This is a genomic window from Enterobacter genomosp. S (genome assembly GCF_001631805.1).
Lineage (GTDB): Bacteria > Pseudomonadota > Gammaproteobacteria > Enterobacterales > Enterobacteriaceae > Enterobacter > Enterobacter quasihormaechei.
Genome location: NZ_LVVA01000012.1, coordinates 269255 through 295358, shown reverse-complemented (window position 1 = coordinate 295358; position 26104 = coordinate 269255). Strand labels below are relative to the sequence as shown.

Annotated in this window: 24 protein-coding genes, 1 pseudogene and 1 riboswitch; of the genes and pseudogenes, 12 read left to right on the top strand and 13 right to left on the bottom strand. The window is 54.9% G+C overall.

From position 1 onward, the window contains the following. Window positions 1–36: 36 nt before the first annotated feature. Window positions 37–777: an HTH-type transcriptional regulator MlrA gene (mlrA, locus tag A3466_RS09045; RefSeq protein WP_063450298.1), complete on the bottom strand. Its 741-nt coding sequence runs from the start codon at window positions 775–777 to the stop codon at window positions 37–39. Between the two features lie 218 nt (window positions 778–995). Here mlrA and A3466_RS09040 point away from each other — a divergent pair, with 218 nt between their 5' ends. The 3 genes from A3466_RS09040 to A3466_RS09030 are packed head-to-tail and all read left to right on the top strand — an operon-like array spanning window position 996 to window position 3911. Continuing rightward, window positions 996–2681, top strand: coding sequence for a sensor histidine kinase (locus A3466_RS09040; RefSeq protein ID WP_063450297.1), 1686 nt, complete (start codon window positions 996–998; stop codon window positions 2679–2681). Next, window positions 2675–3394 (top strand): two-component system response regulator BtsR, encoded by a 720-nt coding sequence (gene btsR, locus A3466_RS09035; protein ID WP_063450296.1) that lies wholly within the window; start codon window positions 2675–2677, stop codon window positions 3392–3394. Before A3466_RS09040 ends, btsR begins: the two co-directional genes overlap by 7 nt. Window positions 3395–3440: 46 nt before the next feature. Beyond that, entirely contained in the window at window positions 3441–3911 is a 471-nt protein-coding gene (locus tag A3466_RS09030) for a DUF1456 family protein (protein ID WP_063450295.1), read from the top strand. A gap of 108 nt (window positions 3912–4019) precedes the next feature. Here A3466_RS09030 and metG read toward each other — a convergent pair whose 3' ends face one another. Further along, window positions 4020–6053 carry a methionine--tRNA ligase gene (gene metG / locus A3466_RS09025; protein WP_063450294.1) on the bottom strand — a complete coding sequence of 678 codons (2034 nt, stop codon included), beginning with the start codon at window positions 6051–6053 and terminating at the stop codon, window positions 4020–4022. Window positions 6054–6190: 137 nt separating this feature from the next. On the opposite strand from metG, the gene apbC reads away from it, so the two are divergent. After that, a complete protein-coding gene (gene apbC / locus A3466_RS09020; protein WP_022648674.1) occupies window positions 6191–7300 on the top strand; it encodes an iron-sulfur cluster carrier protein ApbC in 1110 nt (369 codons plus the stop codon). Window positions 7301–7395: 95 nt separating this feature from the next. On the opposite strand, the gene A3466_RS09015 is transcribed toward apbC, so the two are convergent. Beyond that, window positions 7396–7872 carry a GNAT family N-acetyltransferase gene (locus tag A3466_RS09015; protein ID WP_063450293.1) on the bottom strand — a complete coding sequence of 159 codons (477 nt, stop codon included), beginning with the start codon at window positions 7870–7872 and terminating at the stop codon, window positions 7396–7398. Continuing rightward, window positions 7823–8155: an RcnB family protein gene (locus A3466_RS09010; RefSeq protein ID WP_063450292.1), complete on the bottom strand. Its 333-nt coding sequence runs from the start codon at window positions 8153–8155 to the stop codon at window positions 7823–7825. The genes A3466_RS09015 and A3466_RS09010 overlap by 50 nt, the downstream gene beginning before the upstream one ends. 455 nt (window positions 8156–8610) lie before the next feature. Here A3466_RS09010 and A3466_RS09005 point away from each other — a divergent pair, with 455 nt between their 5' ends. From A3466_RS09005 to A3466_RS08995, 3 genes are read left to right on the top strand one after another with little or no spacing between them, the layout of a single operon-like run. Then, the gene (locus A3466_RS09005) at window positions 8611–9741 is read left to right on the top strand and encodes a polysaccharide export protein (protein ID WP_063450291.1); all 1131 of its coding nucleotides are present in this window, start codon (window positions 8611–8613) and stop codon (window positions 9739–9741) included. Next, a complete protein-coding gene (locus A3466_RS09000) occupies window positions 9741–10190 on the top strand; it encodes a protein tyrosine phosphatase (RefSeq protein WP_063450290.1) in 450 nt (149 codons plus the stop codon). Before A3466_RS09005 ends, A3466_RS09000 begins: the two co-directional genes overlap by 1 nt. After that, on the top strand, window positions 10190–12388 hold the full coding sequence (locus tag A3466_RS08995; RefSeq protein WP_063450289.1) for a polysaccharide biosynthesis tyrosine autokinase: 2199 nt from the start codon (window positions 10190–10192) through the stop codon (window positions 12386–12388). Before A3466_RS09000 ends, A3466_RS08995 begins: the two co-directional genes overlap by 1 nt. Window positions 12389–12432: 44 nt before the next feature. Here the strand turns inward: A3466_RS08995 and A3466_RS08990 are convergent, their stop codons facing one another. The 6 genes and pseudogenes from A3466_RS08990 to A3466_RS08970 all read right to left on the bottom strand — a co-directional run bounded on the left by A3466_RS08990 (window position 12433) and on the right by A3466_RS08970 (window position 17277). Beyond that, the gene (locus A3466_RS08990; protein ID WP_063450288.1) at window positions 12433–13899 is read right to left on the bottom strand and encodes a pyridoxal phosphate-dependent decarboxylase family protein; all 1467 of its coding nucleotides are present in this window, start codon (window positions 13897–13899) and stop codon (window positions 12433–12435) included. A gap of 18 nt (window positions 13900–13917) precedes the next feature. Next, window positions 13918–15294, bottom strand: a complete 1377-nt coding sequence (locus A3466_RS08985) for a diaminobutyrate--2-oxoglutarate transaminase (RefSeq protein ID WP_014884533.1) — start codon at window positions 15292–15294, stop codon at window positions 13918–13920. 316 nt (window positions 15295–15610) lie between these two features. Then, window positions 15611–15906 (bottom strand): annotated as a pseudogene (locus A3466_RS23810) (hypothetical protein); the annotation flags it as partial. A 62-nt stretch (window positions 15907–15968) separates the two neighbouring features. Then, window positions 15969–16415, bottom strand: coding sequence for a hypothetical protein (locus A3466_RS08975; RefSeq protein WP_063450286.1), 447 nt, complete (start codon window positions 16413–16415; stop codon window positions 15969–15971). 2 nt (window positions 16416–16417) lie between these two features. Beyond that, a complete protein-coding gene (locus tag A3466_RS22285) occupies window positions 16418–16783 on the bottom strand; it encodes a tlde1 domain-containing protein (RefSeq protein WP_074160987.1) in 366 nt (121 codons plus the stop codon). After that, a complete protein-coding gene (locus A3466_RS08970; protein ID WP_063450285.1) occupies window positions 16783–17277 on the bottom strand; it encodes an Hcp family type VI secretion system effector in 495 nt (164 codons plus the stop codon). The genes A3466_RS22285 and A3466_RS08970 overlap by 1 nt, the downstream gene beginning before the upstream one ends. 358 nt (window positions 17278–17635) lie before the next feature. Next, a riboswitch (TPP riboswitch) is annotated at window positions 17636–17732 on the top strand. Window positions 17733–17767: 35 nt separating this feature from the next. Here A3466_RS08970 and thiM point away from each other — a divergent pair. Genes thiM through A3466_RS08955 form a run of 3 tightly spaced genes read left to right on the top strand, consistent with a single transcriptional unit; the run spans window position 17768 to window position 20124 of the window. Then, on the top strand, window positions 17768–18538 hold the full coding sequence (thiM, locus tag A3466_RS08965; protein WP_063450284.1) for a hydroxyethylthiazole kinase: 771 nt from the start codon (window positions 17768–17770) through the stop codon (window positions 18536–18538). Further along, entirely contained in the window at window positions 18535–19335 is an 801-nt protein-coding gene (gene thiD, locus A3466_RS08960) for a bifunctional hydroxymethylpyrimidine kinase/phosphomethylpyrimidine kinase (protein ID WP_063450283.1), read from the top strand. Before thiM ends, thiD begins: the two co-directional genes overlap by 4 nt. Before the next feature lie 42 nt (window positions 19336–19377). Beyond that, window positions 19378–20124, top strand: coding sequence for a GntR family transcriptional regulator (locus tag A3466_RS08955; protein ID WP_063450282.1), 747 nt, complete (start codon window positions 19378–19380; stop codon window positions 20122–20124). On the opposite strand, the gene A3466_RS08950 is transcribed toward A3466_RS08955, so the two are convergent. Genes A3466_RS08950 through A3466_RS08940 form a run of 3 tightly spaced genes read right to left on the bottom strand, consistent with a single transcriptional unit; the run spans window position 20098 to window position 23326 of the window. After that, on the bottom strand, window positions 20098–21051 hold the full coding sequence (locus A3466_RS08950; protein WP_063450281.1) for a PfkB family carbohydrate kinase: 954 nt from the start codon (window positions 21049–21051) through the stop codon (window positions 20098–20100). The two genes, A3466_RS08955 and A3466_RS08950, sit on opposite strands and share 27 nt — an antisense overlap. Beyond that, window positions 21048–22052: an ADP-ribosylglycohydrolase family protein gene (locus tag A3466_RS08945; RefSeq protein WP_063450280.1), complete on the bottom strand. Its 1005-nt coding sequence runs from the start codon at window positions 22050–22052 to the stop codon at window positions 21048–21050. The genes A3466_RS08950 and A3466_RS08945 overlap by 4 nt, the downstream gene beginning before the upstream one ends. Then, a complete protein-coding gene (locus tag A3466_RS08940; RefSeq protein WP_063450279.1) occupies window positions 22049–23326 on the bottom strand; it encodes a nucleoside permease in 1278 nt (425 codons plus the stop codon). Before A3466_RS08940 ends, A3466_RS08945 begins: the two co-directional genes overlap by 4 nt. 248 nt (window positions 23327–23574) lie before the next feature. Between A3466_RS08940 and fbaB the strand changes: the two genes are divergently transcribed. Then, on the top strand, window positions 23575–24627 hold the full coding sequence (gene fbaB / locus A3466_RS08935) for a class I fructose-bisphosphate aldolase (protein ID WP_022648654.1): 1053 nt from the start codon (window positions 23575–23577) through the stop codon (window positions 24625–24627). A 311-nt stretch (window positions 24628–24938) separates the two neighbouring features. Beyond that, complete coding sequence (locus tag A3466_RS08930) at window positions 24939–26093, top strand: mandelate racemase family protein (RefSeq protein ID WP_063450278.1); 1155 nt, start codon at window positions 24939–24941, stop codon at window positions 26091–26093. Window positions 26094–26104: the final 11 nt, after the last annotated feature.

Genomic DNA, 26104 nt, shown 5'->3' with positions numbered 1-26104 from the left:
GGTGAAGCGCAGCTGTTAATGAACCATTAAATGCCTTTACGACGCATTTGGCCCCAGCGGGTAAACGGGATAACCGTGTTCGCGCCATTCCGTCAGGAGCTGCTGCTGGGAAGCGGAGGGGGCTTCGCCGCACCAGACCAGCAGCGTCTGTCCCTCAAACAGTTCCGGCCTGAGCTGGGCCAGCGAGTGGGCGAGGACGTCAACCCGCCAGCCCTGCTGGGTGGCAATCCAGGCTTCGAGCCACAGCCTGGTGGTATCGTGCACGTTCCAGCCGATCACCAGCGCGTCTTTACCGTTTTTATTCCGCGCCGAGGAAAGACAGACGGAAATATAGTTAATCAGCACGCCGTCAAGCATGCTGAGTAGCGCCTGTAAGGTGGTTTGCTGACACTGGAGCCGGCGCCGTAAGGGGATAAAAAGATGGGCGATCAGGGTTTGTGCGGGGTAGACGCGACCCTGTTCTTTGATCCAGCCGCGCAGACGCTGCACATTGCCGGTCTGCAATAGCCTAAGCAGCGTTTCCTGCCGCTTGCGCCAGATATGCTGGATGTCAGGATCGTCCTCGCACAGAAGCGATTTTACCTTGCCGACCTGCACGCCGTTGTCGATCCAGCTTTTGATCTCGCGGATCCGGTCAATGTCTGCATCGTTAAACAGGCGGTGCCCGCCGTCCGTTCTTTGCGGTTTAAGCAATCCGTACCGTCGCTGCCACGCCCGTAGCGTAACGGGATTGACATCACACAGGAGTGCCACTTCACCTATCGTGTAAAGCGCCATTTTCGCCCCCAGGCTTGCGCGTGCCCAGCTTAACTTTAGACCCACTTTGCTGAACCGGGAAAATTTGATTCTTTTTCGTACAGATTATGGGAGGAACAGCTTATCTCCGGCAAAAGGTGTGATGGCGGGCACGAATTATCGCTTTTATGGCACGTTTCAAAGAAAGTTAAACGCCATCAGTGTATGTTACGCGTTTTTAGAATATGCGGTTTGTGAGTATGTACGAGTTTAATCTGGTGCTGCTGTTGCTTCAGCAGATGTGCGTGTTCCTGGTCATCGCCTGGCTGATGAGCAAAACGCGCCTGTTTATTCCGCTGATGCAGGTTACCGTACGTTTACCGCACAAGCTGCTCTGCTACGTCACCTTCTCCATTTTCTGCATTATGGGCACCTATTTTGGTCTCCATATCGAAGACTCTATCGCCAATACGCGCGCCATCGGCGCGGTCATGGGCGGGCTGCTCGGTGGCCCGGTCGTGGGCGGTCTGGTGGGGTTAACCGGCGGCCTGCATCGTTATTCCATGGGCGGTATGACGGCGCTGAGCTGCATGATTTCCACCATTGTCGAAGGGCTGCTGGGTGGCCTCGTCCACAGCTATATGATTAAGCGCGGTCGCCCGGATAAAGTGTTCAGCCCCTTTACCGCCGGGGCGATCACCTTCGTGGCGGAAATGGCGCAGATGGCGATCATCCTGCTGATTGCGCGCCCGTTTGACGATGCGTTACACCTCGTCAGCAACATTGCCGCACCGATGATGGTGACCAATACCGTAGGCGCCGCGCTGTTTATGCGCATTCTGCTCGACAAGCGCGCCATGTTCGAAAAATACACCTCGGCTTTTTCTGCCACCGCCTTAAAAGTTGCGGCGTCGACGGAAGGGATCCTGCGCCAGGGATTCAACGAAGAGAACAGTATGAAGGTGGCGCAGGTGCTGTATAAAGAGCTGGATATCGGGGCCGTGGCGATTACCGATCGCGAAAAGCTGCTGGCGTTTACCGGCACCGGCGACGACCACCATCTGCCGGGTAAACCCATCTCCTCGACCTATACCCTGCGCGCCATTGAAACGGGTGAAGTGGTGTATGCCGACGGGAATGAGGTGCCGTACCGTTGTTCCCTGCATCCGCAGTGCAAACTCGGCTCGACGCTGGTCATTCCCCTGCGGGGTGAAAACCAGCGCGTGATGGGCACCATTAAGCTTTACGAAGCCAAAAATCGCCTGTTCAGCTCCATCAACCGCACGCTGGGGGAGGGGATCGCCCAGCTGCTTTCGGCGCAAATCCTTGCGGGGCAGTATGAACGGCAAAAAGCGCTGCTGACGCAGTCAGAAATTAAGCTCCTGCACGCCCAGGTGAATCCGCATTTCCTGTTTAACGCGCTCAATACGCTGAAAGCGGTGATCCGCCGCGACAGCGATCAGGCCGCGCAGCTGGTGCAGTTTCTGTCGACGTTTTTCCGCAAAAATCTGAAGCGGCCTTCGGAGATCGTCACCCTCGCGGACGAGATTGAACACGTCAACGCCTATCTGCAAATCGAGAAAGCGCGCTTCCAGTCACGTTTACAGGTGTCATTATCCGTCCCGGGCGAGCTGGCGTATCAGCATCTTCCGGCCTTTACCCTGCAACCGATTGTAGAGAATGCCATTAAGCATGGGACATCGCAGCTGCTGGGCACGGGGGAGATTGTGATTTCCGCGTCCCGTTTTAACCACCATCTGGTGCTGGATATTGAAGATAACGCGGGGCTGTATGAAGCCTCTGCGTCAGGCGGTCTGGGCATGAGCCTGGTGGATAAACGCCTGCGCGCGCATTTCGGAGACGACTGCGGAATAACCGTGGCCTGTGAGCCAGACCGCTTTACCCGAATTACCTTACGATTGCCGCTAGAGGAGAACGCATGTTAAGAGTGCTGATTGTTGATGATGAGCCGTTAGCACGGGAAAACCTGCGTGTCCTGTTGCAGGAGCAGAGTGACATTGAGGTCGTGGGTGAATGTGCCAATGCGATTGAAGGCATCGGCGCGGTGCATAAGCTGCGTCCGGACGTCGTATTCCTTGATATTCAGATGCCGCGCATCAGCGGGCTGGAGATGGTCGGCATGCTCGACCCGGAGCACCGTCCCTATATCGTTTTTCTGACGGCCTTTGACGAGTACGCCGTAAAGGCGTTTGAAGAGCACGCGTTCGATTATCTCCTGAAACCGATTGAGGAGAAACGGCTCGAAAAGACCCTGCTCCGTTTGCGGCAGGAACGTACCGTACAGGATGTGTCGCTCCTGCCGGACCATCAGCAGCCCCTGAAGTTTATCCCCTGCACCGGACACAGCCGGATTTACCTCCTGCAAATGGACGACGTTGCCTTTGTCAGCAGCCGTCTGAGCGGGGTGTACGTTACCAGTGCCGAAGGCAACGAAGGTTTTACCGAGCTGACGCTGCGCACGCTGGAGAGCCGCACTCCGCTGATCCGCTGCCACCGTCAGTATTTGGTGAACATGGCGCACCTGAAGGAGATCCGTCTGGAAGATAACGGCCAGGCCGAGCTGGTGCTGCGCGCCGGACAGACCGTGCCCGTCAGCCGTCGCTATCTGAAAAGTTTGAAAGAGGCGATTGGCCTGTAAAACTGGTACACTGCGCGCCATTGCATCATCGACATTCGAAGGCTCTATGCTAAGTAACGATATTCTTCGTAGCCTGCGCTACACCCTGAAGGCGAACAACAATGACATGGTGCGCATACTTGCGCTTTCCGATATGGAATCCACGTCCGCCAGTTTCGACACCTGGATGACCAAAGAAGATGAAGAGGGCTTCGTTCGCTGCCCGGACATTATTCTGTCGGGCTTTCTGAATGGCCTGATTTACGACAGGCGCGGTAAAGATGCGTCTGCGCCCGAGCTGGCGCTGGAGCGTCGGGTGAACAACAACACGGTGCTGAAAAAACTGCGTATTGCGTTCTCTCTGAAAACTGACGACATCCTGGCGATCGTGACCGAGCAGAAATTTCGCGTGTCGATGCCGGAAATCACCGCCATGATGCGCGCGCCGGATCATAAGAATTACCGCGAGTGTGGGGATCAGTTTCTGCGCTATTTCCTGCGTGGGTTGACGCAGCGGATGCACAGCACGAAGGCGTGATTTTAGCCGGGTGGCGGCTTCGCCTTACCCGCCCTACATAACCCGTAGGCCCGTGCAAGCGTAGCGCCGCCGGGCAAAAAAAAGCCGGATTCTCATCCGGCTTTTTTATTATTTCACCTGCTGACCCGGCTTCGCGCCTTCGTCAGGGCTTAACAGGAAGATGTCTTTTCCGCCCGGGCCTGCGGCCATCACCATCCCCTCAGAGATGCCGAAGCGCATTTTACGCGGCGCCAGGTTTGCCACCATCACGGTCTGACGACCAATCAGCACCTGCGGGTCAGGATACGCGGAGCGAATGCCGGAGAAGACGTTACGCTTCTCACCGCCCAGATCCAGCGTCAGACGCAGCAGTTTGTCAGAACCTTCCACGAACTCCGCGTTTTCGATCAGCGCCACGCGCAGGTCGACCTTGGCGAAATCATCAAAGGTGATGGTCTCCTGAATCGGATCGTCAGCCAGCGGGCCGGTCACCGGTGCGGCGGCCGCTTTCACCTCTTCCTTAGAGGCTTCCACCAGGGCGTCAACCTGCTTCATCTCAATGCGGTTGTACAGCGCCTTGAAGGTATTCACCTTGTGGCCGAGCAGCGGCTGCTGGATGGCATCCCAGGTTAATTCGGTATTCAGGAACGCTTCCGCGCGGGCTGCCAGCTGCGGCAGAACCGGCTTCAGCCAGGTCATCAGCACGCGGAACATGTTCAGACCCATGGTGCAGATCGCCTGCAAGTCGGCGTCGCGGCCTTCCTGTTTCGCCACCACCCACGGTGCCTGCTCGTCTACATAGCGGTTGGCCACGTCTGCCAGCGCCATGATTTCGCGAATGGCTTTACCGAATTCACGGCTTTCCCAGGCTTCGCCAACCGCTGCGGCGGCGTCGGTGAAGGTTTTGTACAGTTCAGGATCGGCCAGCTCGGCAGAGAGCACGCCGTCAAAGCGTTTGGCAATAAAACCCGCGTTACGTGACGCCAGGTTCACCACCTTGTTGACGATGTCCGCGTTCACGCGCTGGACGAAATCTTCCAGGTTCAGGTCGATATCGTCGATGCGGGAAGAGAGCTTCGCGGTGTAGTAGTAGCGCAGGCTGTCCGCGTCAAAGTGATTCAGCCAGGTGCTGGCCTTAATAAACGTCCCGCGAGATTTAGACATCTTCGCGCCGTTCACCGTGACGTAACCATGTACGAACAGGTTAGTCGGCTTGCGGAAGTTGCTGCCTTCCAGCATCGCTGGCCAGAACAGGCTGTGGAAGTAAACGATGTCTTTGCCGATGAAGTGGTAAAGTTCGGCATCGGAATCTTTCTTCCAGTATTCGTCGAAGCTTACCGTGTCGCCGCGCTTGTCACACAAGTTCTTGAACGAACCCATGTAGCCGATTGGCGCATCCAGCCAGACGTAGAAATATTTGCCCGGCGCGTTCGGGATTTCAAAGCCAAAGTAGGGCGCATCGCGGGAGATATCCCACTGTTGCAGACCGGACTCGAACCACTCCTGCATTTTGTTCGCAACCTGTTCCTGCAACGCACCGCTGCGGGTCCACGCCTTCAGCATTTCACTGAAGGACGGCAGGTCGAAGAAGAAGTGCTCGGAGTCACGCATCACCGGCGTCGCGCCGGAAACCACGGATTTCGGTTCGATAAGCTCGGTCGGGCTGTAGGTCGCGCCGCACACTTCGCAGTTATCGCCGTACTGGTCCGGGGATTTACATTTCGGGCAGGTGCCTTTGACGAAACGGTCCGGCAGGAACATGCCTTTTTCCGGATCGTACAGCTGAGAAATGGTGCGGTTTTTAATGAAACCATTCTCTTTCAGACGGGTGTAGATCAGCTCCGACAGCTCGCGGTTTTCGTTGCTGTGCGTGGAGTGATAATTGTCATAGCTGATGTCAAAGCCAGCGAAATCGGTCTGATGCTCCTGACTCATTTCGGCGATCATCTGCTCCGGGGAGATCCCCAACTGCTGTGCTTTCAGCATGATCGGCGTGCCGTGGGCATCGTCCGCACAGATGAAGTTCACCTCGTGGCCGCGCATTCGCTGGTAACGGACCCAGACATCAGCCTGGATATGCTCCAGCATGTGGCCGAGGTGGATTGAGCCGTTGGCGTACGGCAGGGCGCACGTTACCAGAATTTTCTTCGCGACTTGAGTCATAGTAGGCATTACTTCTTTTAACTGTGAAAAGGGTTTTCGATATTACCAAAAGGGGCATTATTAAGTAAGCACAAACCGCGGCCTTTCAGGTAAACTTGTTGGCCTAAGGTCTTATTCACAAGAACAAAGGAGTCGGGATGAGTTCTCAATCCCAGGCCAAATCACCGGAAGCCTTACGAGCAATGGTCGCCGGGACGCTGGCTAATTTTCAGCATCCAACCCTGAAGCACAATCTCACGACGCTGAAAGCGCTTCACCACGTCGCATGGCTGGACGATACGCTGCACATCGAGCTACAGATGCCGTTCGTCTGGACCAGCGCTTTTGATGCCCTGAAAGAGCAAACCAGCTCTGAGCTGCTGCGCATAACCGGGGCAAAAGCGATTGACTGGAAGCTGAGCCACAGCATCGCCACGCTCAAGCGCGTGAAAAATCAGCCGGGGGTTAACGGGGTGAAGAACATCATCGCCGTGAGCTCTGGCAAGGGTGGGGTGGGTAAATCCTCAACCGCCGTTAACCTGGCGCTTGCGCTGGCGGCAGAGGGGGCGAAGGTCGGCATTCTGGATGCAGATATTTACGGCCCGTCCATCCCTAACATGCTGGGGGCGGAAAACCAGCGTCCAACGTCGCCGGACGGCACCCACATGGCGCCGATTGTAGCGCACGGCCTGGCGACCAACTCCATTGGTTACCTGGTGACGGACGATAACGCGATGGTCTGGCGTGGCCCGATGGCCAGCAAAGCTCTGCTACAAATGTTGCAGGAGACAATGTGGCCTGACCTTGATTATCTGGTGCTGGACATGCCACCGGGCACCGGTGATATCCAGCTGACGCTGGCGCAGAATATTCCGGTCACCGGCGCCGTGGTGGTCACCACGCCGCAGGATATCGCCCTAATCGACGCCAAAAAAGGCATTGTCATGTTTGAGAAAGTGGAGGTGCCGGTCCTGGGCATCGTCGAGAACATGAGCATGCACATTTGCAGCAACTGCGGTCATCACGAGCCTATCTTTGGCACCGGCGGTGCGGAAAAGCTGGCGGCGCAGTACCATACGCAGCTGCTTGGGCAACTGCCGCTGCACATCACGCTGCGTGAAGATCTCGATAGCGGCAAACCGACGGTGGTCAGCCGTCCGGACAGCGAATTTACGGAAATCTATCGCCAGCTGGCAGGGCGCGTTGCGGCGCAGCTGTACTGGCAGGGTGAAGTGATCCCGAGCGAGATTGCCTTCCGCGCGGTGTAAATCCTTCGCGTCGAATTGCCGGGTGGCGCTTCGCTTACCCGGCCTCCAAATGGCACCATCATGCAGGTCGGGTCCGGTGAAGCCGCGACCCGACGTTAACCCAACCGATAGTGCATCAAATAATACTCTCCATCCGGAGAATCCCCCGTCGCCTCAATGTGCCAGCCGTGGCGTTGGTAAAACGCAACCGCCCGCGCATTCTTCACCAGACACTTCAGAGCGCCTGTACTGGTAAACGTCTTCTGAACCTGTTCAAGAAGCCGACTCCCAACCCCGAGACGTTGATACTGCGGGTCGACAAACAGGTTGTGCAGAAAATTATCGTTTACCCAGACGGAGGCAAAACCCACTCTGTGACCGTCGTGGATCGCAACCCAGATCTGCTCGTCACGCGTTGCGGCGTCAAAATCCTCAAGCTGCCATTCAGAACCGTCCAGCCATGGCCAGGCAGCGCGTCGTGCATGCAGGTACAGCGTGCGCAGAAACGGCCAATCGTCTTCCTGCCAGGGCCGGATCATCGTATCAGCGGTGATAGAAGATATCTCCGTTATAAGCTTTATGGATTTTTCCATCCGCATCGCCAATCAGAACGTAGTTCTCGCCCATATAGGTCCAGTGCGTACCAGCTTCCGGCGCGGGAAGGTTACGCAACTGGTACTGTTTGATGGTGTACTCAGGCGTCTGATATTGCGCGGGCGCCGTATCGCCAATCTTAAATTTGGTGAAGTCGGCGATGAACTCCTGCTCTTCATAAGCCTTAATACCGGAAGGCGCGGTGGCCGTTTGCGGGGCTGCGAATGCGGAGCCCGCCAGAGACAGTAATACACCCAGAAGCACCAATTTACGCTTAGCCATTTTTTCTCCAGTGATATCGTTACGGATACGCTTGTCTGCGGGGGACAGTGCGGCAGACAGCCCATTTTAAGTATCAAAACAGGGTGTGTTTGAAAAAAAATGTAACAAAAGTGAACGGTTTTGTGTAGTGCCAGCAGTAGTGAGTATTATTGATATGAATACATGCTGGTGGGAATAATTCATTGTAATTATCGTTTTGCTGAATTAATTCTGAAAATACATTTTTGCCGTAATTTTATAAACTGTAGATCGTGCATTTTTTTACAGCAGGCTTTAAGATTTTCAGGAAGATTATATTTTAATTAATTGCCCGTTACGGACCGGGCAATTCGTTACTTCACTTTTAGATTACGTTTAAGTATTCCCTTGAAAAGACAGTTATTTCAAGTGTGGGTTAGCGCAGAGCTGCGCCCCGTCGGGCGTTCGGCACGAGCAGGGATGATAAGTTTATATAAATGAAAAACACAACAGCATTATCTGTAATATTCTTAGCAATAAGTCAGTTGGCGGGATGCGTAATTTCTCCTGGCCAAACGTTAAGTTCCGCAGGCAAAAAAATAATCGCACCGGCCGACCTCAATAATAGCTTAGATAAACAAATCGAAATTTATCCACTTACGCCCGGATTGATTGAGAAACTGCGTCCCGCAGCGGCTAAATCTCAGGCAAATCCTAATCTTGATGAGCAGGTTAAAAACTGGGAATACCGTATTGGAATCGGTGACATCCTGACGGTCACCGTCTGGGATCACCCGGAGCTTACTACGCCCGCAGGACAATATCGCAGCGCAAGCGATGCTGGAAACTGGGTCAATGCCGACGGCACGGTCTTTTATCCTTACGTGGGTAAACTGCACGTGGCGGGAAAAACGGTTTCCGAAGTGCGCGAGGAGATCACCGCGCGTCTGGATAACGTCATAGAAAGCCCCCAGGTGGATGTCAGCGTTGCTGCTTTCCGTTCGCAAAAAGCCTACGTTACGGGAGAAGTGGCGAAATCTGGCCAGCAGGCCATTACCAACATTCCGCTGACGGTAATGGACGCCGTCAATGCCGCAGGTGGGCTTACTGCCGATGCGGATTGGCGGAACGTGGTGCTGACTCACAACGGTCAGGATTCCCGAATTTCCCTGTACGCCCTGATGCAGCATGGCGATTTAACCCAGAATAAGCTGCTCAACCCTGGCGACATCCTTTTTATTCCCCGCAACGATGCGCTGAAAGTATTTGTGATGGGCGAGGTTGTTAAACAGAGCACGCTGAAGATGGATCGCAGCGGCATGACGCTGGCCGAAGCGCTCGGCAATGCCGGTGGCCTGGACCAGAATATGGCCGATGCCACGGGTATTTTTGTTATCCGCTCGGTACGCGAGTCCGGGAAAATCGCGAATATCTATCAGCTGAATGCAAAAGACGCTTCGGCCATGGTGCTGGGCACAGAGTTTCAGCTTGAGCCTTATGACATTGTATATGTCACTACCGCACCACTCTCCCGCTGGAATCGCGTGATAACACAGCTTGTACCAACGATTAGCGGGGTGCATGACCTTACCGAAACGGTTCGTTACATCAGATCGTGGCCGCAATAATGTTCAGATCAATACTGGTGGTTTGCACCGGAAATGTCTGCCGTTCCCCAATTGGAGAACGGCTTTTACGCCAGTCCTTGCCCGACAGACACATCACCTCGGCGGGAATATTCGGCCTTGAGGGCTGCCCGGCAGATGACTGTGCCCAGGACGTAGCCCGGCGACACGGAATTTCCCTGGACGGCCATGTGGCACGCAAGTTGACGCCCGGCCTGATGCAGGGATCCGATCTCATTCTGGTTATGGAGCCGAAACACCTTCACTTTATTTCCGCCATGGCACCGGAGATCAGGGGCAAGTCGCTGCTATTCGGGCAGTGGCTGGAGCCGCAGGATATCCCCGATCCCTACCGTAAAAGCCGTGAAGCGTATGAATATGTGTTCGGACTCTTGGGTAAAGCCAGCCAGGAATGGGCACGTCGATTGGGTCAGAAAGGAATGAAGCATTAATGTCGTCTTACACAACAGACAATTATGGTGCAGCGGCACCGCAACAAAGTGAAATCGATCTTGTTCGATTGCTCGGCGAAATGATCGACCACCGTGCGATGATTATGTGCGTGACTTTCATTTCCATCTTATGCGCAGGCCTCTATGCCTGGGTTACGCCACCTGTTTATCAGGCGGATGCCATGGTGCAAATAGAAAGCAAACAGGATAACAGCCTGCTCAAAGGGTTGAGCCAGCTGGGCTCCGCTGTTTCACCGGATGTTGCCCCTGAAATTTTACTGCTGAAATCACGCATGATCCTCGGCGAGACCGTCGACAAATTAGGTCTGACGTTCCAGGCAAATCAGCGCGTTTTGCCTGTAGTAGGGCGACTCTGGCAACGCCTGCAAGGGCGGGAGGAGGGCAAAATAACCTTAGGCGAACTCCAGATCCCGCAGGTGGAGGGCAAAGCGCAAGAACTCATGCTGACCGTACAGGAAGCGGGAAGATATCACCTGACGGGTGATAACATTGACGCTGATGGTTCGGTCGGGAAAATGCTCGTTACGCAAGGGATCGTTTTGCTGGTGACCTCGATTGAGGCGGAGCCAGGCACGCAGTTTTCGCTAAAGACGCTGACGCGCCTGGAGACGATCACTGCGCTGAAGAAGAGCCTCACGGTTGTGGAGTCGGAGAAACAGAGCGGTATCGTAACCTTAACCCTGACGGGCGAAGATCCTGACAAAATTGCCAGGGTGCTGAATACGATTACTGAGAATTATCTCCAACAAAATATCGCCCGTCAGGAGGCCCAGGATTCTCGTAGTCTGGCTTTTTTACAGGAGCAGTTGCCGAAAATCAGAACGGAACTGGATCAGGCTGAAGCGCGGCTGAATGCCTACCGGGCGCAGCGCGACTCGGTGGACCTGTCTTTAGAGGCAAAATCCATACTGGATCAGGTTGTGAACGTTGAGAATCAGCTAAATGAGCTGACGTTCCGTGAGGCAGAAATCTCCCAGCTCTTTAAAAAGAATCACCCCACCTACCGTGCATTGCGTGAAAAGAGACAAACCCTTGAGCGGGAACGCGAACGTCTTAATCAGCGGGTATCAGCAATGCCTTCCACGCAGCAGGAGATTTTACGCCTGAGCCGGGACGTTGAGTCGGGCCGCACGATCTATTTACAACTACTGACGCGCCAGCAGGAGCTGAATATTTCCCGCTCCAGCGCTATCGGGAACGTGAGGATCATTGATAAGGCGGTAACGCTCCCGGATCCAATAAAGCCGCGAAAAGCGTTAATCATCGTCCTGGGCACGCTGTTTGGGCTCATGCTCTCAATGGGCGGAGTGCTGGTACACATGGCGTTCAAACGTGGGATCATGCTTTCCGAACAGCTGGAAATGTATGGGATCCCGGTTCTGGCTACGTTGCCTCGTTCCCAGTGGCTGTGGAAAAAAACGCATCTGCGCAGAAAAATTCCGTTTACCCCTCACTGGAAGCACAAAACGCTGGACGTGCCGTTCCTGCCTGTCGATCGGCCTGCTGATATGTTTGTCGAAGCGGTTCGGGGGCTGCGCACCAGCTTGCATTTCTCCATGATGGAGGCTGAGAATCGTATCGTGATGATTTCTGGCCCGACTCAGGACTGCGGTAAAACGCTGGTGGGGACGAACCTGGCGGCCATTGCCGGACAGAGTGGCCAGCGGGTGCTGTTTATCGATGCGGATATGCGTCAAGGCTATGTTCATAACATTTTTGGCCTGGATAACCGCCATGGGCTGTCCAGCGTGCTTGAAGGTAAATGCGACTGTACAGAGGTAATTCAGCGCTTTGAGAAGGGGGGAATCGACGTCATTACCTGCGGCCCGGAACCCGCGCGACCGCTGGAGATGCTGTTAAGCGAACGGTTCCAGGCCGTTATGTCATGGGTTAACGAGCATTATGACATCGTCATCATCGATACTCCGCCAGTGCTGGCCGTCACCGATGCAGCGCTGGTTGCCAGAGCAGCCGGAACGACGCTGATGGTGGCCCGTTTCGATAAAACCAGCGTGAAAGAGATGGAGAATACCATTAAACGTCTGCATCGCGTTGGCGTAAAGGTCAGCGGAACCATTCTTAACGATATTGTTAAGTCCGCAGCGCTGTTTTACGGCTCTGAGTGTAGCCAGTATGAATATGGTTATGGTTCGAAGAAAAAGCGGGGCGAGCATTAAGGCAGGGAAAATAATCCCTCTCCCGGGCGGGAGAGGGAGACGTATTATTTAGCCAGGACTTCCTCTGCGGTACGCTCAACCAGAGACAGCAGGACTTTGATGTCCTCCAGCGTCACGGTTGGGTTCAGCAGGGTCAGCTTCAGGCAGGTGACGCCGTTATGCTCGGTCACACCGACGTTTGCACGGCCAGACTCCAGCAGCGCGTCACCAATTTTCTGGTTCAGCAGGGCGATACCCGCATCGTCCATCTGCACCTGTCCACGGAAGCGGAACAGAACGCTTGCCAGCTGAGGCTGCATCACCAGTTCCAGAGCAGACTGCTCTTTCACGTAAGCCGCAACCTGCTGTGCCAGCGTCACGCCGTGATCGATGATGGCCGCGTATTGCTCCTGACCCAGCGCTTCCAGGCTCATCCACAGTTTCAGCGCGTCGAAACGGCGCGTGGTTTGCAGAGATTTGGAGACCAGGTTAGGCACACCCGCTTCTTCATCGAACTCAGAGTTCAGATAAGCCGCCTGATAGCGCATCAGCTCATAGTGACGCGCTTCTTTCAGCAGGAACGCGCCGCAGCTGATGGTCTGGAAGAACTGCTTGTGGAAGTCCAGGGTTACGGAATCCACCAGCTCAATGCCGTCCAGGTAGTGGCGATACTGCTCAGACATCAGCAACGCGCCGCCCCAGGCCGCATCAACGTGCACCCAGATATTCTGCTTCGCCGCCAACTCAGCAATGGCTCGCAGCGGATCGATAGCGCCCGCATCGGTCGTGCCGGCGGTGGCTACAATCGCCAGGATCTGCTCGCCGTTCGCGTTGCACTGCTCAATTTTCGCCGCCAGATCGGAGAGATCCATGCGGGAGAATTCGTCCGTTTTCACCTGCACCACGGACTGGTAGCCCAGCCCCATCAGCGCCATGTTTTTCTGCACGGAGAAGTGTGCGTTTTCCGAGCACAGCACGCGGATTTTACGCAGATCGCCTACCAGACCGTCCTGCTGAACCGAATGGCCCTGACGGGCGAAGAACGCGTCGCGCGCCAGCATCAGGCCCATCAGGTTGCTCTGGGTGCCGCCGCTGGTGAAGACGCCCGCGTCGCCAGCCTGATAACCCACGCGGGTACGCAGCCATTCGATCAGTTTGATCTCAATAATGGTTGCGGACGGGCTTTGATCCCAGGAGTCCATACTCTGGTTGGTGGCGTTAATCAGCACTTCCGCCGCCTGGCTAACCACCAGGCTTGGGCAGTGCAGGTGCGCCACGCATTGCGGGTGATGAACGGACAAACTGTCTTTCAGGAAGAACTCCACAGCGCGTTCAATCGCCGCTTCGTTGCCCAGCCCTTTCGGGTTGAAATCCAGCTTAATACGGTCGCGCAGCTCCGCGACCGTTTTGCCCTGATACATCTCAGGCTGTTTCAGCCACTGCATCACAGCCTGAGTGCTTTGTTCAACCGCCTGCTGGTAAGCTTCAATGCTCTGCGCAGAGGAGAACAAAATTGGGTTTGAATCAGACATCGTATTCAACAACTCCGGTTACGCCGGGCGAACGCCCGCAGCAAGCAGTGCCTGCTCGAATTTATCCAGGAAGATTTTCAGCTCTTCGTCGCTGATCAGCAGAGAAGGCAGCAGACGCAGAACGATACCGTTACGGCCGCCACGCTCCAGAATCAGCCCGGCTTCGAAGCACTTCTTCTGGATCAGCGCAGACAGTTCGCCGTCGCCCGGGAAGCAGCCCATGTGGTCAGCGGCTTCATGTGGCTTAACGATCTCGATACCGATCATCATGCCCAGACCGCGAACGTGGCCGATGACCGGATAACGTTTCGCCATCTCTTTCAGCTGGCCCTTCAGCCATTCGCCCTGTGCGGCCACTTTGCCCGCGATGTTCTGGTCTTTCAGGATCTTCAGCGTCGTCAGGCCAGTTGCCATTGCCAGCTGGTTACCGCGGAAAGTGCCGGTGTGGTGACCAGGCGCCCATGCATCGAACTGCTTCTTGATGCCAAGTACAGCCAGTGGCAGACCGCCGCCAACCGCTTTAGACATCACGATGATGTCTGGCTCGATGCCTGCGTGTTCGAAGGCGAAGAATTTACCGGTACGGGCAAAGCCAGCCTGAACTTCGTCGAGGATCAGCAGAATGCCGTGTTCCTGAGTCACTTTACGAATGCGCTGCAACCACTCAGCCGGAGCCGGGTTCACGCCGCCTTCACCCTGAACGGCTTCCAGGATCACCGCAGCAGGTTTACGCACGCCGCTTTCGACGTCGTTAATCAGGTTATCGAAGTAGTAGGTCAGCGCCTTCACGCCCGCTTCACCACCGATACCCAGCGGGCAGCGGTACTCGTGCGGGTAAGGCATGAACTGGACTTCAGGCATCATGCCGTCAACCGCTTCCTTCGGAGAAAGGTTACCGGTGACGGACAGTGCGCCGTGGGTCATACCGTGGTAACCACCAGAGAAACTGATGATACCGCTACGACCGGTCACTTTTTTCGCCAGCTTCAGCGCCGCTTCAACGGCGTCAGCGCCGGATGGGCCAGTGAATTGCAGGCAGTACTCTTTGCCCTGACCAGGCAACAGAGAGAGAAGATATTCTGAAAACGCGTCTTTCAACGGCGTGGTCAGATCCAGGGTATGTAACGGCAAGCCGCTGGTAATGACATTTTGGATGCTTTTCAGCACATCAGGATGATTGTGGCCAAGCGCGAGGGTGCCTGCGCCTGCTAAACAGTCAAGGTATTCTTTATTATCTGCATCGGTGATCCACACGCCTTCTGCTTTCGTGATGGCTAAAGGCAGTTTGCGCGGATAACTCCTGACGTTAGATTCAAACTCGGCCTGACGGGCCAGATAGGTTTCGTTGCTTTTGTGGGCATCTACGGTGTCAATACGGACTTTATCCGTCATCATATCACTCCTACAACCGCCGCTTCGTTATGAGCAACGATTGAATAAAAAGTTAAAAAACAGATGGGGCCTGAAAAAAACGCCGCCAATATAGAGCCTTTTGTCACCGGGCTCAATGGTTAATTTGTTTACTGTTTTGTGACACAGGGCACAGGGGAGGGGGTAACCTCATTTTCTGGCAAAAATTTGCAGTTTATAGCGAGTAAAAACAGCAGCTTAGGTATGAATTGTCAGCATTGTAAAATCAGACAAAAGAGTGTGGCAAATTGTGCGACTGGCAGGCTAAAAGGAGGCGGGGAGCCTCTTTACGCTGTTTATTTCTGGCTAACGCTAAAACGCCGTGTTCGCGTCCCTTCGTTTTATTCCACGACGCGTCCGTAATGCCGTTTTCATCCAGGCTAAGCGATAACACAAAACCATTACCGTGAATCTCATAAAAATTGGCGTTCAGGCGTTTAACGCTGGCTTTTGTGCCGCATTTTCCGCTTTGGTTTTGCTGATACCACATGAGCCATTGCCAGCGCTCATTTGCGTGCACCCCGAGCGCTCTAACTGAGCACGATAGTATGCGTTAATGGCGTGTGCAGGCGAAACTGCCTTTAAAGACTTATGCATAGTCAGGAAGTTGTTTTATGAAGTATAGAGTTTAGAAGAGGGGCCATGATAGCCCCTAAGGCTTAGAATTGTCGTGAGAGAATGATGTAACCGTTAAATCTAATGCTACATTCATCCTTGTTCATTAAACTGGATGCAATGAATACATCCTTTTTAGCATCCTTATTGATATATGTGTATTTTGCTGTAATTGTTTTCACGTTGTTTTCAAAATAACTGGATAAGTAAATTTTTTTATATATAGCTAATGTTTTCTCCTTGTTATGATCTTTAGCATAATCAATTTTTGCTAAAGATTCTGCATAAATTTTTGAGGCTGGGGAAATGTCTATCAGTTCTACCTTTGCTTTGGTTTCATCAACAGTACTTGTATCAATTTTTAACTCATTTGATAGAGCATTAAACAAGGTTGATTCCATAAACAAGCCAATTGCAGCACAACCAGGAGATTTGGCATGGACTAAAATAGGTAGTAACATTAATGAAAATATTAACTGTTTTTTGAACATAGTTAATCTTCCACTACTATTTTATCTTTGCTTGCTGCAATAATTTTTCTGTACGGAAGATTTAAAACGATACAACCATCTGAGGCTTCTCCCGGATGCGCTGAGCTATCGCCGTGTATCATGAACCCATCACGCCCACACATCTGATTTTCTACATAGGGTGTAAGTCTCATTCTCCAGCCTTTGGTTTTGCGGTGATAGAAAGCCGATCCGATGGTATACGTGCCCCTGGGTAATGGACCTTTTCCCTTAACACATTCTGTAGTCGAGTCATCCTTAAAACCCGGTCTGCCTGAATAGTTTGCATTGAACTGATGAGTACCATTTAAATAAAAACTATGTGTGCTTACTTTATAAACCCATGTCATTATGCAGCCTCCTTTTTGCGATTCCATGAATCAGAATGAACTATATTTCCATCAAGATAGTGCCAGGTGATTTTTTCATAAGCTAAATAAAAAGCTTCAAGGTGATTATGCTTTTCAAATGTGGGATGCTTGATATCAAACATGAAAGGTTCAATTTCATTTATTCTGACATTATCCATTGTTACACGGAAATATTCCTCCTTCTGTCCATTGTAATTGATGCGATAAAATTTCAAAACGGCTTGCTTAAATTTTCTGCCAGTCGAAACACCATGATAGAGGTAAGGAGAGGAACAGTCTAACTCTTTGATTAGAGCATAATCTCCGTGATGGCATTTGCTAGTATTCTTGCCTGTAAGATCATCCGTTGGTAATTCTACATTATGCATAAGTTCTATGATTTCAATCGAACCCTCCCGATCTTTTACATCAACAGAGCCTTTAATCTTATTTCCAGTATCGTCTGTTAACCATAGATAAACAGGTACAGCCATTTAAAATTCCTCTTGCTTTGTATTGATATTAAACGCCAATCGTACAGCGCGTGACAGAAGGGAGGAAGTAATTTATTCAGGAAAGCATTTAAAATCAAAAGAATGGCTGAATATATCAAGCTTCGATTTAGATCATAAATTGAATAGGCCGAGAAGTAAGGTTAAGTGAATAAGTAAACGATAAAGGACATGCATTAAATACTTTCAACAATATTTTAGTACATTGTTATATGTTTTAATTATCTATCGCATCCTAACTGCCTTGCGTAAATCATTTCAAAAAATCTTGCACCCTACCTGCGGCCCCGGTTACACTAAACACCTAAAATTATTTATGATTAAATGATTGTTTTATAAGTAATTTGACTCGGGGTGCCCTTCTTTGTGAAGGCTGAGAAATACCCGTATTACCTGATCTGGATAATGCCAGCGTAGGGAAGTCAGATGCCTACCCGGTCATCGCTTCTTCACGTACGGCAGGAGCGAAACCATGCAGCCTGACCTGCTCGATTCACACGTTTTATATCAATTCCGAACCCGTTCCCCGCTCACGCACTGTATGACTAACGATGTCGTGCAGGCCTTCACCGCCAACGTTCTGCTCGCGCTCGGTGCGTCCCCGGCAATGGTGATCGAAGCCGAGGAAGCGGAACCGTTCGCCGCGCTTGCCGATGCTCTGCTCATCAACGTTGGCACGCTCACCGCGCCGCGCGCCGAGTCGATGCGTCGGGCCATTGAAAGTGCGGTTGCTGCGGGCACCCCCTGGGTTCTGGACCCGGTCGCGGCTGGCGCGCTTACGTTCCGCACCCGTTTTTGCCAGCAAATCGTATCGCTTAAACCTGCGGCCATTCGCGGCAATGCCTCCGAAATCCTGGCCCTTGCCGGGATGAGTGCGGGCGGTCGCGGGGTCGACACTACCGATACGGCTGTAAGCGCCTTGCCCGCCGCGCAGGTGCTCGCCCGCCAGACCCACGCCGTTGTGGTGGTCACAGGGGAAGTGGATTACATCACCGACGGGCAGCGAACCCGTACGGTCGCGGGCGGCGACCCGCTGATGACCCGCGTGGTGGGAACAGGCTGCGCGCTCTCGGCGGTCGTCGCCGCCTGCTGCTCATTGCCTGGCGACAGGCTTGATAACGCGACGGCAGCCTGCCGCTTTATGAAGCGTGCAGGATCGGCGGCTCTGTCTCAGAGCCGGGGGCCCGGCAGCTTTGCCTCTGCGTTTCTGGATGCGCTTTACGCGCTGGAGGCACAGGCATGATACGCATCAATGCCCTGACTATTGCGGGAACCGATCCAAGCGGCGGAGCGGGGATCCAGGCAGACCTGAAAACTTTCTCTGCACTCGGCGCTTACGGCTGCTCGGTTATCACCGCGCTGGTGGCGCAAAACACGCGCGGCGTACAGTCGGTGTATCGCATTGAGCCGGATTTTGTCGGCGCGCAGCTGGATTCGGTATTCAGCGACGTACGTATCGACACCACCAAAATCGGCATGCTGGCAGAAGCAGACATTGTTGAAGCGGTTGCTGAACGTCTTAAACATTACCGGATAAAAAACGTAGTGCTCGATACCGTAATGTTAGCCAAAAGCGGCGATCCGCTGCTCTCCGCTTCTGCTGTCGACACGCTGCGAAAAAAGCTGCTGCCGCAGGTGGCGCTGATCACGCCAAACCTGCCCGAAGCCGCGGCGCTTCTGGAAGCGCCGCACGCGCACAACGAACGTGAAATGAAAGAGCAGGGGAATGCGCTGCTGGCGATGGGGTGTAGCGCGGTGCTGATGAAAGGCGGTCATCTTGATGATGTCGAAAGCCCGGACTGGCTCTTCACCCGCGATGGCGCGCAACGTTTCACCACGCCGCGCATACAGACTAAAAACACTCACGGCACGGGCTGTACGCTCTCTGCCGCGCTGGCGGCGCTGCGTCCCCGTCACGCGAACTGGGCGGATACGGTGCAGGAAGCGAAGGTCTGGCTCTCGGGCGCGCTGGCAAAAGCCGATTCTCTGGAAGTGGGTCACGGTATTGGGCCGGTTCACCATTTTCATGCATGGTGGTAAGCCGTATACTGGCATGAAACCTCATGCCAGAGAAAAACAGAGATGGAACAATCGCATACCCGGTTAATTGCCCAGCTCAAGGAACGAATTGCCGCACCGGACAACACGCCGCTGTATCTGAAATTTGCCGAAACGGTCAAAAACGCGGTGCGCAGCGGCGTGCTCGCTCACGGGAATATTTTGCCCGGCGAACGTGACCTGAGCCAGCTTGCCGGCGTATCGCGCATTACGGTGCGTAAAGCGATGCAGGCGCTGGAGGAGGCCGGGGTCGTCACCCGGGCGCGCGGCTACGGCACGCAAATCAACAATATCTTTGAATATTCGCTGAAAGAGGCTCGGGGGTTTTCCCAGCAGGTGGTGCTGCGGGGCAAAACGCCCAACACGCTGTGGGTGAATAAACGCGTGGTGAAGTGCCCGGAAGAGATCGCCCGCCATCTTTCCCTAGCGCCGGAAAGCGACGTGTTTCTGCTTAAGCGCATCCGCTATGTGGACGACGATGCGGTATCCATTGAGGAGTCCTGGGTACCGGTAGGGTTAATTCCCAACCCGGACGATATTGGCGTCTCGCTTTATGATTACTTTCGCAGCCAGAATATCTTTCCGCAGCGCACCCGTTCCCGCGTTAGCGCCCGGATGCCGGACAGCGAGTTTCAGACGCATATAAAGATGGACGATAAGATACCGGTGCTGGTGATCAAGCAGGTCGCGCTCGATCAACAGCACCGTCCCATTGAGTACAGCATCAGCTACTGCCGCAGCGATCTATACGTCTTTGTGTGCGAGGAGTAGTGCGTCGCGCGTGGGGGCGCAGTCTCCACCGCGATGGCTGACGACCCAGGCGGCTACGGCATTGCCAAGCTGCACCGACTCCGGCAGTGACCATCCCGCTGCCAGTCCGGCAAGGGTGCCTCCCGCATGGCTGTCACCCGCGCCGATGGTATCGACCACGTCAGCAGGAAACGCCGGAACGTGTCCGGAGGCGTCACCGTCATACCAGATCGCACCGTCTTTATCCTGGCGCACGATCAGCGCAGCGCTAAAACGCTGCTGCCACTGTGTGCCAAGCTGCTCCACGTTCACGCCAAGCCATTCAGCGGCAAGCTCTGCCTCCTGACGATTAAGCGAGACAATCGGTTTGCAGGCCATCATCCGCGCCATCAGCGGGTCGGGGATATCCGCAATACGCGGACCGAAATCAATAAAGAGCGTCACATCCTGAAGACTTTCCACCCAGGCCGTCAGCAACTCGCCGCTGGGCGACGCCAGCTGGTAGCCGGACAAATAGATCAGGCTTTTTTCCGGCACGCTTAACCCGTCCAGCCAGCGCTGCTGCCACTGATTCTCCACTCCGCTGAACGACATAAAGGTGCGTTCACCGTCAGGCTCCACCAGCGCCAGACACCAGCCGTTATCGCCCGTTTCCGCTTCCACGGTGCTGTGCAGGTCCTGCTTCGCCATGGCGTTACGGATAATATCGGCCCATACGCCGTGGCCCACGGGAAGCGCGTTTTGCGCAGCAATGCCGAGCCGCTTGAGGGCGATGGCGATATTCAGCGCGCAGCCGCCAATATTCACGCCCTGTTGCTTCAGCTGGATATCACATCCGCGCCAGGGCAGGGCATAGGCGTCGGCAATCACGTCGATCACCGCCGCGCCCAGCACCGTTACCGGACGCGTGGCGTGAAGCGTTTCAAGACGGTGGGCAAAAGCACTCATACACCCTCCCTTTGCTCCCGGAAGTGCAGCAGCTTGTCGCAGTAGTGGCCGAAATCAAGCCGGTTGACGGCATCCAGTTCGCGCCTGAGCGCCGGGTCAATGGCCTGTATACCGTGCAGCGCGCCGCAGATGGCGGTTGCCATCGCGCCGATAGTGTCGGTGTCACCCCCCAGGTTGGCGCATAAAAACGCGCAGCGGTTCGGGTCGGTTCCCGCCAGTTCGACCATCGCAATGGCCGCCGGAACGGACTCCAGGGTACTCGTGCCCGCGCCAATAAGCTGATAGATCTGCTCGCTGGCGGATTCCGTACCGTTGGCTTCGCGCACGGTTTTCAGGGCCAGCTCAATGCGTGCCGAAAGCGATGCGCTGAAGGTGGTCGTGTTGGCTTCCTGCGCTGCGCGGGCAATACCCGGCAGGGCATCAGCGATGTTCTGCCAGCGCTCGCCGTCGATAGCGCGCGAAACCGCCCACGCGATGACCACCGCACCGGCGATGGCGAGATCCGATTTATGGGTCGGGCTGGAGGCTAACGCAACCTGTTCCACAAAGTGCGTCAGACGCGTAGCCGGCAGCAGGCAGCCCAGCGGGGAGGCGCGCATCGCGGCCCCGTTGGTGACGCCGTTATTTTCCAGCTCGCTCACCGGCCTGCCGTCACGGATGGCGTTCAGGGCAATTTTGGAGGTCGGGCCAAGCACATTCTTATTGAACGCGTCGAAATCCAGCGCCCAGTTCAGAATATGCTTACCGATAACGTCAGGATTTATGTCCCCGTCGCATTCGATAATCGCATCGGCCAGGCACAGCGCCATGGATGTATCATCGGTAAACTCCGCCTGCCTGAAGTAGCAGGCGGCATTATTCTCGGCCGGGCCGGGTAAGAAACGGTCGATCCAGCCGAAGTGTGCTTTTACCCGCTTGCGCGGCCACAGCTCCGACGGCATTCCCATCGCATCCCCTAACGCCTGCCCGTAAAGGGCACCGAGAATACGGTCTTGTTTCATTTAACTTCCCCTCGTGTCAGCGCGGTATCGCCATCAACCACCTCAATTGCGGTGATCTCTTTATCCGATTCGCGGAAAAACAGCATAAACAGCACGGCAATCACCACAATCATGATTGCACCAAACGTCCACATTCCGGCCCAGTTGAAGGTCAGCCCATTCACCGGCTCTTTATATGCGAACATTTTTTCCATCATCACGCCGCCGAGACGGTAACCCAGCAGGCTACCAAAGCCCTGACAGCACAGCGTGATCAAACCCTGCGCCGCGTTGCGCATATGCACCGGCGCTTTTTTATCCACGTAGATGTACGCGGTGACGTAATAGAAGTCATAGCTCACGCCGTGCAGCAGAATGCCGAGGAACAGCAGGGCGTAGGTGAAGTATTGCTCGGCACCACCGTAGACAAAGAAGCCGTAGCGAATGGCGGCGGTGATCAGGCCGAGCAGTAAGACCTTCTTAATACCAAAGCGTTTGGTAAAGAACGGCAGGGCGAGCATGAAGAAGATTTCAGAGAACTGGCCGAGGGTCATCCAGCCGGTAGCGTTTTTCATCCCCACTTCGGTGAGATAGCCGTTGGCAAAGATGTAGTAGAAGGCCAGCGGCATGGCGAACAGGAACGAGCAGAAGAAGAACACCAGAAAGTTTTTGTCGCGCAGCAGGATCAGCGCGTCCAGCCCCAGCATGACTTTGAAATCCAGCTTGCCGGTGCTCTTCGGCGGGGTATTCGGCAGGAACAGCGCGAAGATGCCGAGCAGAAGGGAGCTGGCTGCGGTCATCAGCAGGGGAATATTGGTATCGGAGATGTCGCTATAGCCCATCATCTGCGGCAGGAAGCCGCATGCCAGGCCGGAGGCAATCCAGCCGATGGTGCCCATCACGCGGATGCGCGGAAAATCGGCCTCCACGTCATCGACGTTCGCGAAGGCGATACTGTTGGTCAGCGCGATGGTCGGCATATAGGTCAGGGAGTAGGCCAGCAGCAGCGGGAAGAAGGTGCTGAACTGGCTTTGCTGTGCGGCGAAGTACATCAGGATCGCGCCGGCGAACATCAGCACCGCCAGCACCTTCTGGGCGGCGAAGAAGCGGTCCGTCAGCGAGCCGACCAGGATGGGCGAGAGGATCGCGGCGATGGCGGTACAGGCATACGACCAGCCGATTTCGCCGGCAGTAAACCCGCTCTTGCTCAGCCACAGCCACAATGGCACAAACCACGCGCCCCAGATAAACCATTCAACGAACATCATGAATGACAGTTGGACTTTCGTTTTCATTTTTTAATCCTGCATGTCAGAGGTACGCGGTTAACATACCATGTGATAATACCTTTTAAATACCTTTAAGGCGATTGTTTGATCAGTGTAACAAAAATGTTGTACACGAAACGAGCCAGCAGATTGTGCTTAAAAAAGTTGCAAATGGTGGAAAATAGAGTAAGTCGGTACCAGGCTTAGTCTGCCTGCAAAAACGTGGGTTTGGATCACACGCTCCGACATCAAGTCGGACTTACGGGAGCATCACTATGACTGATATTGCGCAGTTGCTTGGCAAAGACGCCGACAGCCTTTTACAGCATCGTTGTATGACCATTCCAGCCGACCAGCTTTACCTGCCTGGCCATGACTACGTTGACCGCGTCATGGTCGACAACAACCGTCCGCCTGCCGTACTGCGAAACATGCAGACGCTTTATAATACCGGACGCCTGGGCGGAACCGGGTACCTCTCTATTCTGCCCGTTGACCAGGGCGTTGAACACTCTGCGGGGGCGTCGTTTGCCGCGAACCCGCTCTACTTCGATCCGAAAAACATCGTCGAGCTGGCGATTGAGGCGGGCTGTAACTGCGTGGCCTCCACCTACGGCGTGCTGGCTTCCGTGTCGCGTCGCTATGCCCACCGCATTCCGTTCCTCGTCAAACTGAACCATAACGAAACCCTGAGCTACCCAACCGAATACGACCAGACGCTGTACGCCAGCGTCGAGCAGGCGTTCAATATGGGCGCAGTGGCGGTCGGGGCGACGATCTATTTCGGCTCTGAACAGTCGCGTCGTCAGATAGAGGAGATCTCCGCAGCGTTTGAGCGCGCCCACGAGCTGGGCATGGTGACCGTGCTGTGGGCCTATCTGCGCAACGGGTCGTTCAAGAAAGACGGCGTGGATTACCACGTGTCTGCGGATCTGACCGGTCAGGCCAACCACCTGGCAGCGACCATCGGCGCGGACATCGTGAAGCAGAAAATGGCCGAGAATAACGGCGGCTATAAGGCGGTGAATTTTGGCTATACCGACGACCGGGTCTACAGCAAGCTGACCAGCGATAACCCGATCGATCTGGTGCGTTACCAGTTGGCGAACTGCTACATGGGCCGCGCCGGGCTGATTAACTCCGGCGGTGCGGCAGGCGGTGAAACCGACCTGACCGATGCGGTGCGCACGGCTGTGATTAACAAGCGCGCAGGCGGCATGGGGCTGATCCTCGGCCGTAAGGCGTTCAAAAAATCCATGGCCGACGGCGTGAAGCTGATCAACGCGGTTCAGGATGTCTATCTGGACAGTAAAGTCACGATCGCTTAAGTCTTTTTCCCCTCACTCTAACCCTCTCCCCAAAGGGGAGAGGGGACCGTAAGGTGCGAGCCCCCTCGCCCTTTTGGGAGGGGCCGGCGTCAGGGGTGTTCATACCCGCAGTTTGTTTCTCCCGATCCACCTCACACTTCCTCCCTCTTTTGTGAAAACTGTCACTCTTCCCCGTGCATATGCACAAAAAATGGTCAGTGCTTAGCGGAATTTGTCTAAGGCTACGGATGAATTTTGAGCTTAAAGTTAGTTTCGAAACGGCTTTTCAAAATACACGCTGCTTTGAACTTTCGTAGCGCTAAGGACTGATAATGAAAATTGAATCTGTAAACGTCAGTGTTTTCCAGTACCCGACGCGTCGGGTTTCCGACAGCGCCGGGCATTCGCATCCGGGGCCGGAGAGCCTGGCAAAAATGGCGATGCTCACCATCACGGCTGACGATGGCACGCAAGGGTACGCGTTCGCGCCGCCGGAGGTGGTGCGCCCCTTCGTGGTCAACACCTTCTTTCGCAAGGTGATGGTCGGCCAGGACGCGTTTAACCGCGAGCGCATCTGGCAGGAGCTGGCTCACTGGCAGCGGGGAAGCGCACATCAGCTGACCGAGCGGGCGCTGGGCTTCGTTGAACAGGCGCTGTGGGATCTGATTGGCCGCAAGCTCAACCTGCCGGTCTGGAAACTGCTCGGCGGCTATCGTGATAAGGTTCCGGCCTACGGCAGCACCATGTGCGGCGACGATCTGCCGGGCGGGCTGTCCACGCCGGACGAGTACGCCAGCTTTGCCGAGACGCTGGTGGCGCGCGGCTATAAGGCCATCAAGCTGCACACCTGGATGCCCCCGGTCTCGTTCGCGCCCAACCCAAAAATGGACGTCAAAGCCTGCGCCGCCGTGCGTGAGGCGGTAGGGCCGGATATCGACCTGATGATTGACGGATACCACTGGTACAGCCGTACCGAGGCGTTGTACATCGGTAAAGAGCTGGAAAAACTCAATTTCGCCTGGTTCGAAGAGCCGATGGAAGAGGAGAGCATGGCCTCCTACGCGTGGCTGGCCGAAAACCTGTCGATTCCGGTTATCGGGCCGGAAAGCCTCGGCGGGAAACACCACAGCCGTGCGGACTGGATCAAGGCCGGGGCGTGCGACATCCTGCGCGCCGGGTCGAACGGCGTAGGCGGCATCTCGCCGACGCTGAAGGTAGCGAACCTGGCGGAATCGTTCGGCATGGACTGCGAAATCCACGGCAACGGCGCGGCAAGCCTGGCGGTTATCGGCGCGATCAAAAACTGCCGCTGGTACGAGCGCGGCCTGCTGCATCCGTTCCTCGACTACGACGAACCGGCGGCGTACCTCAACAGCCTGGTGGACCCGATGGACGAAAACGGCATGGTCAGCCTGCCGACCCGCCCGGGGCTGGGCGAAGACATTAACTTTGCATATATCGAAGCCAATACCGTCAGCCACGACTGACAACTAAAAAC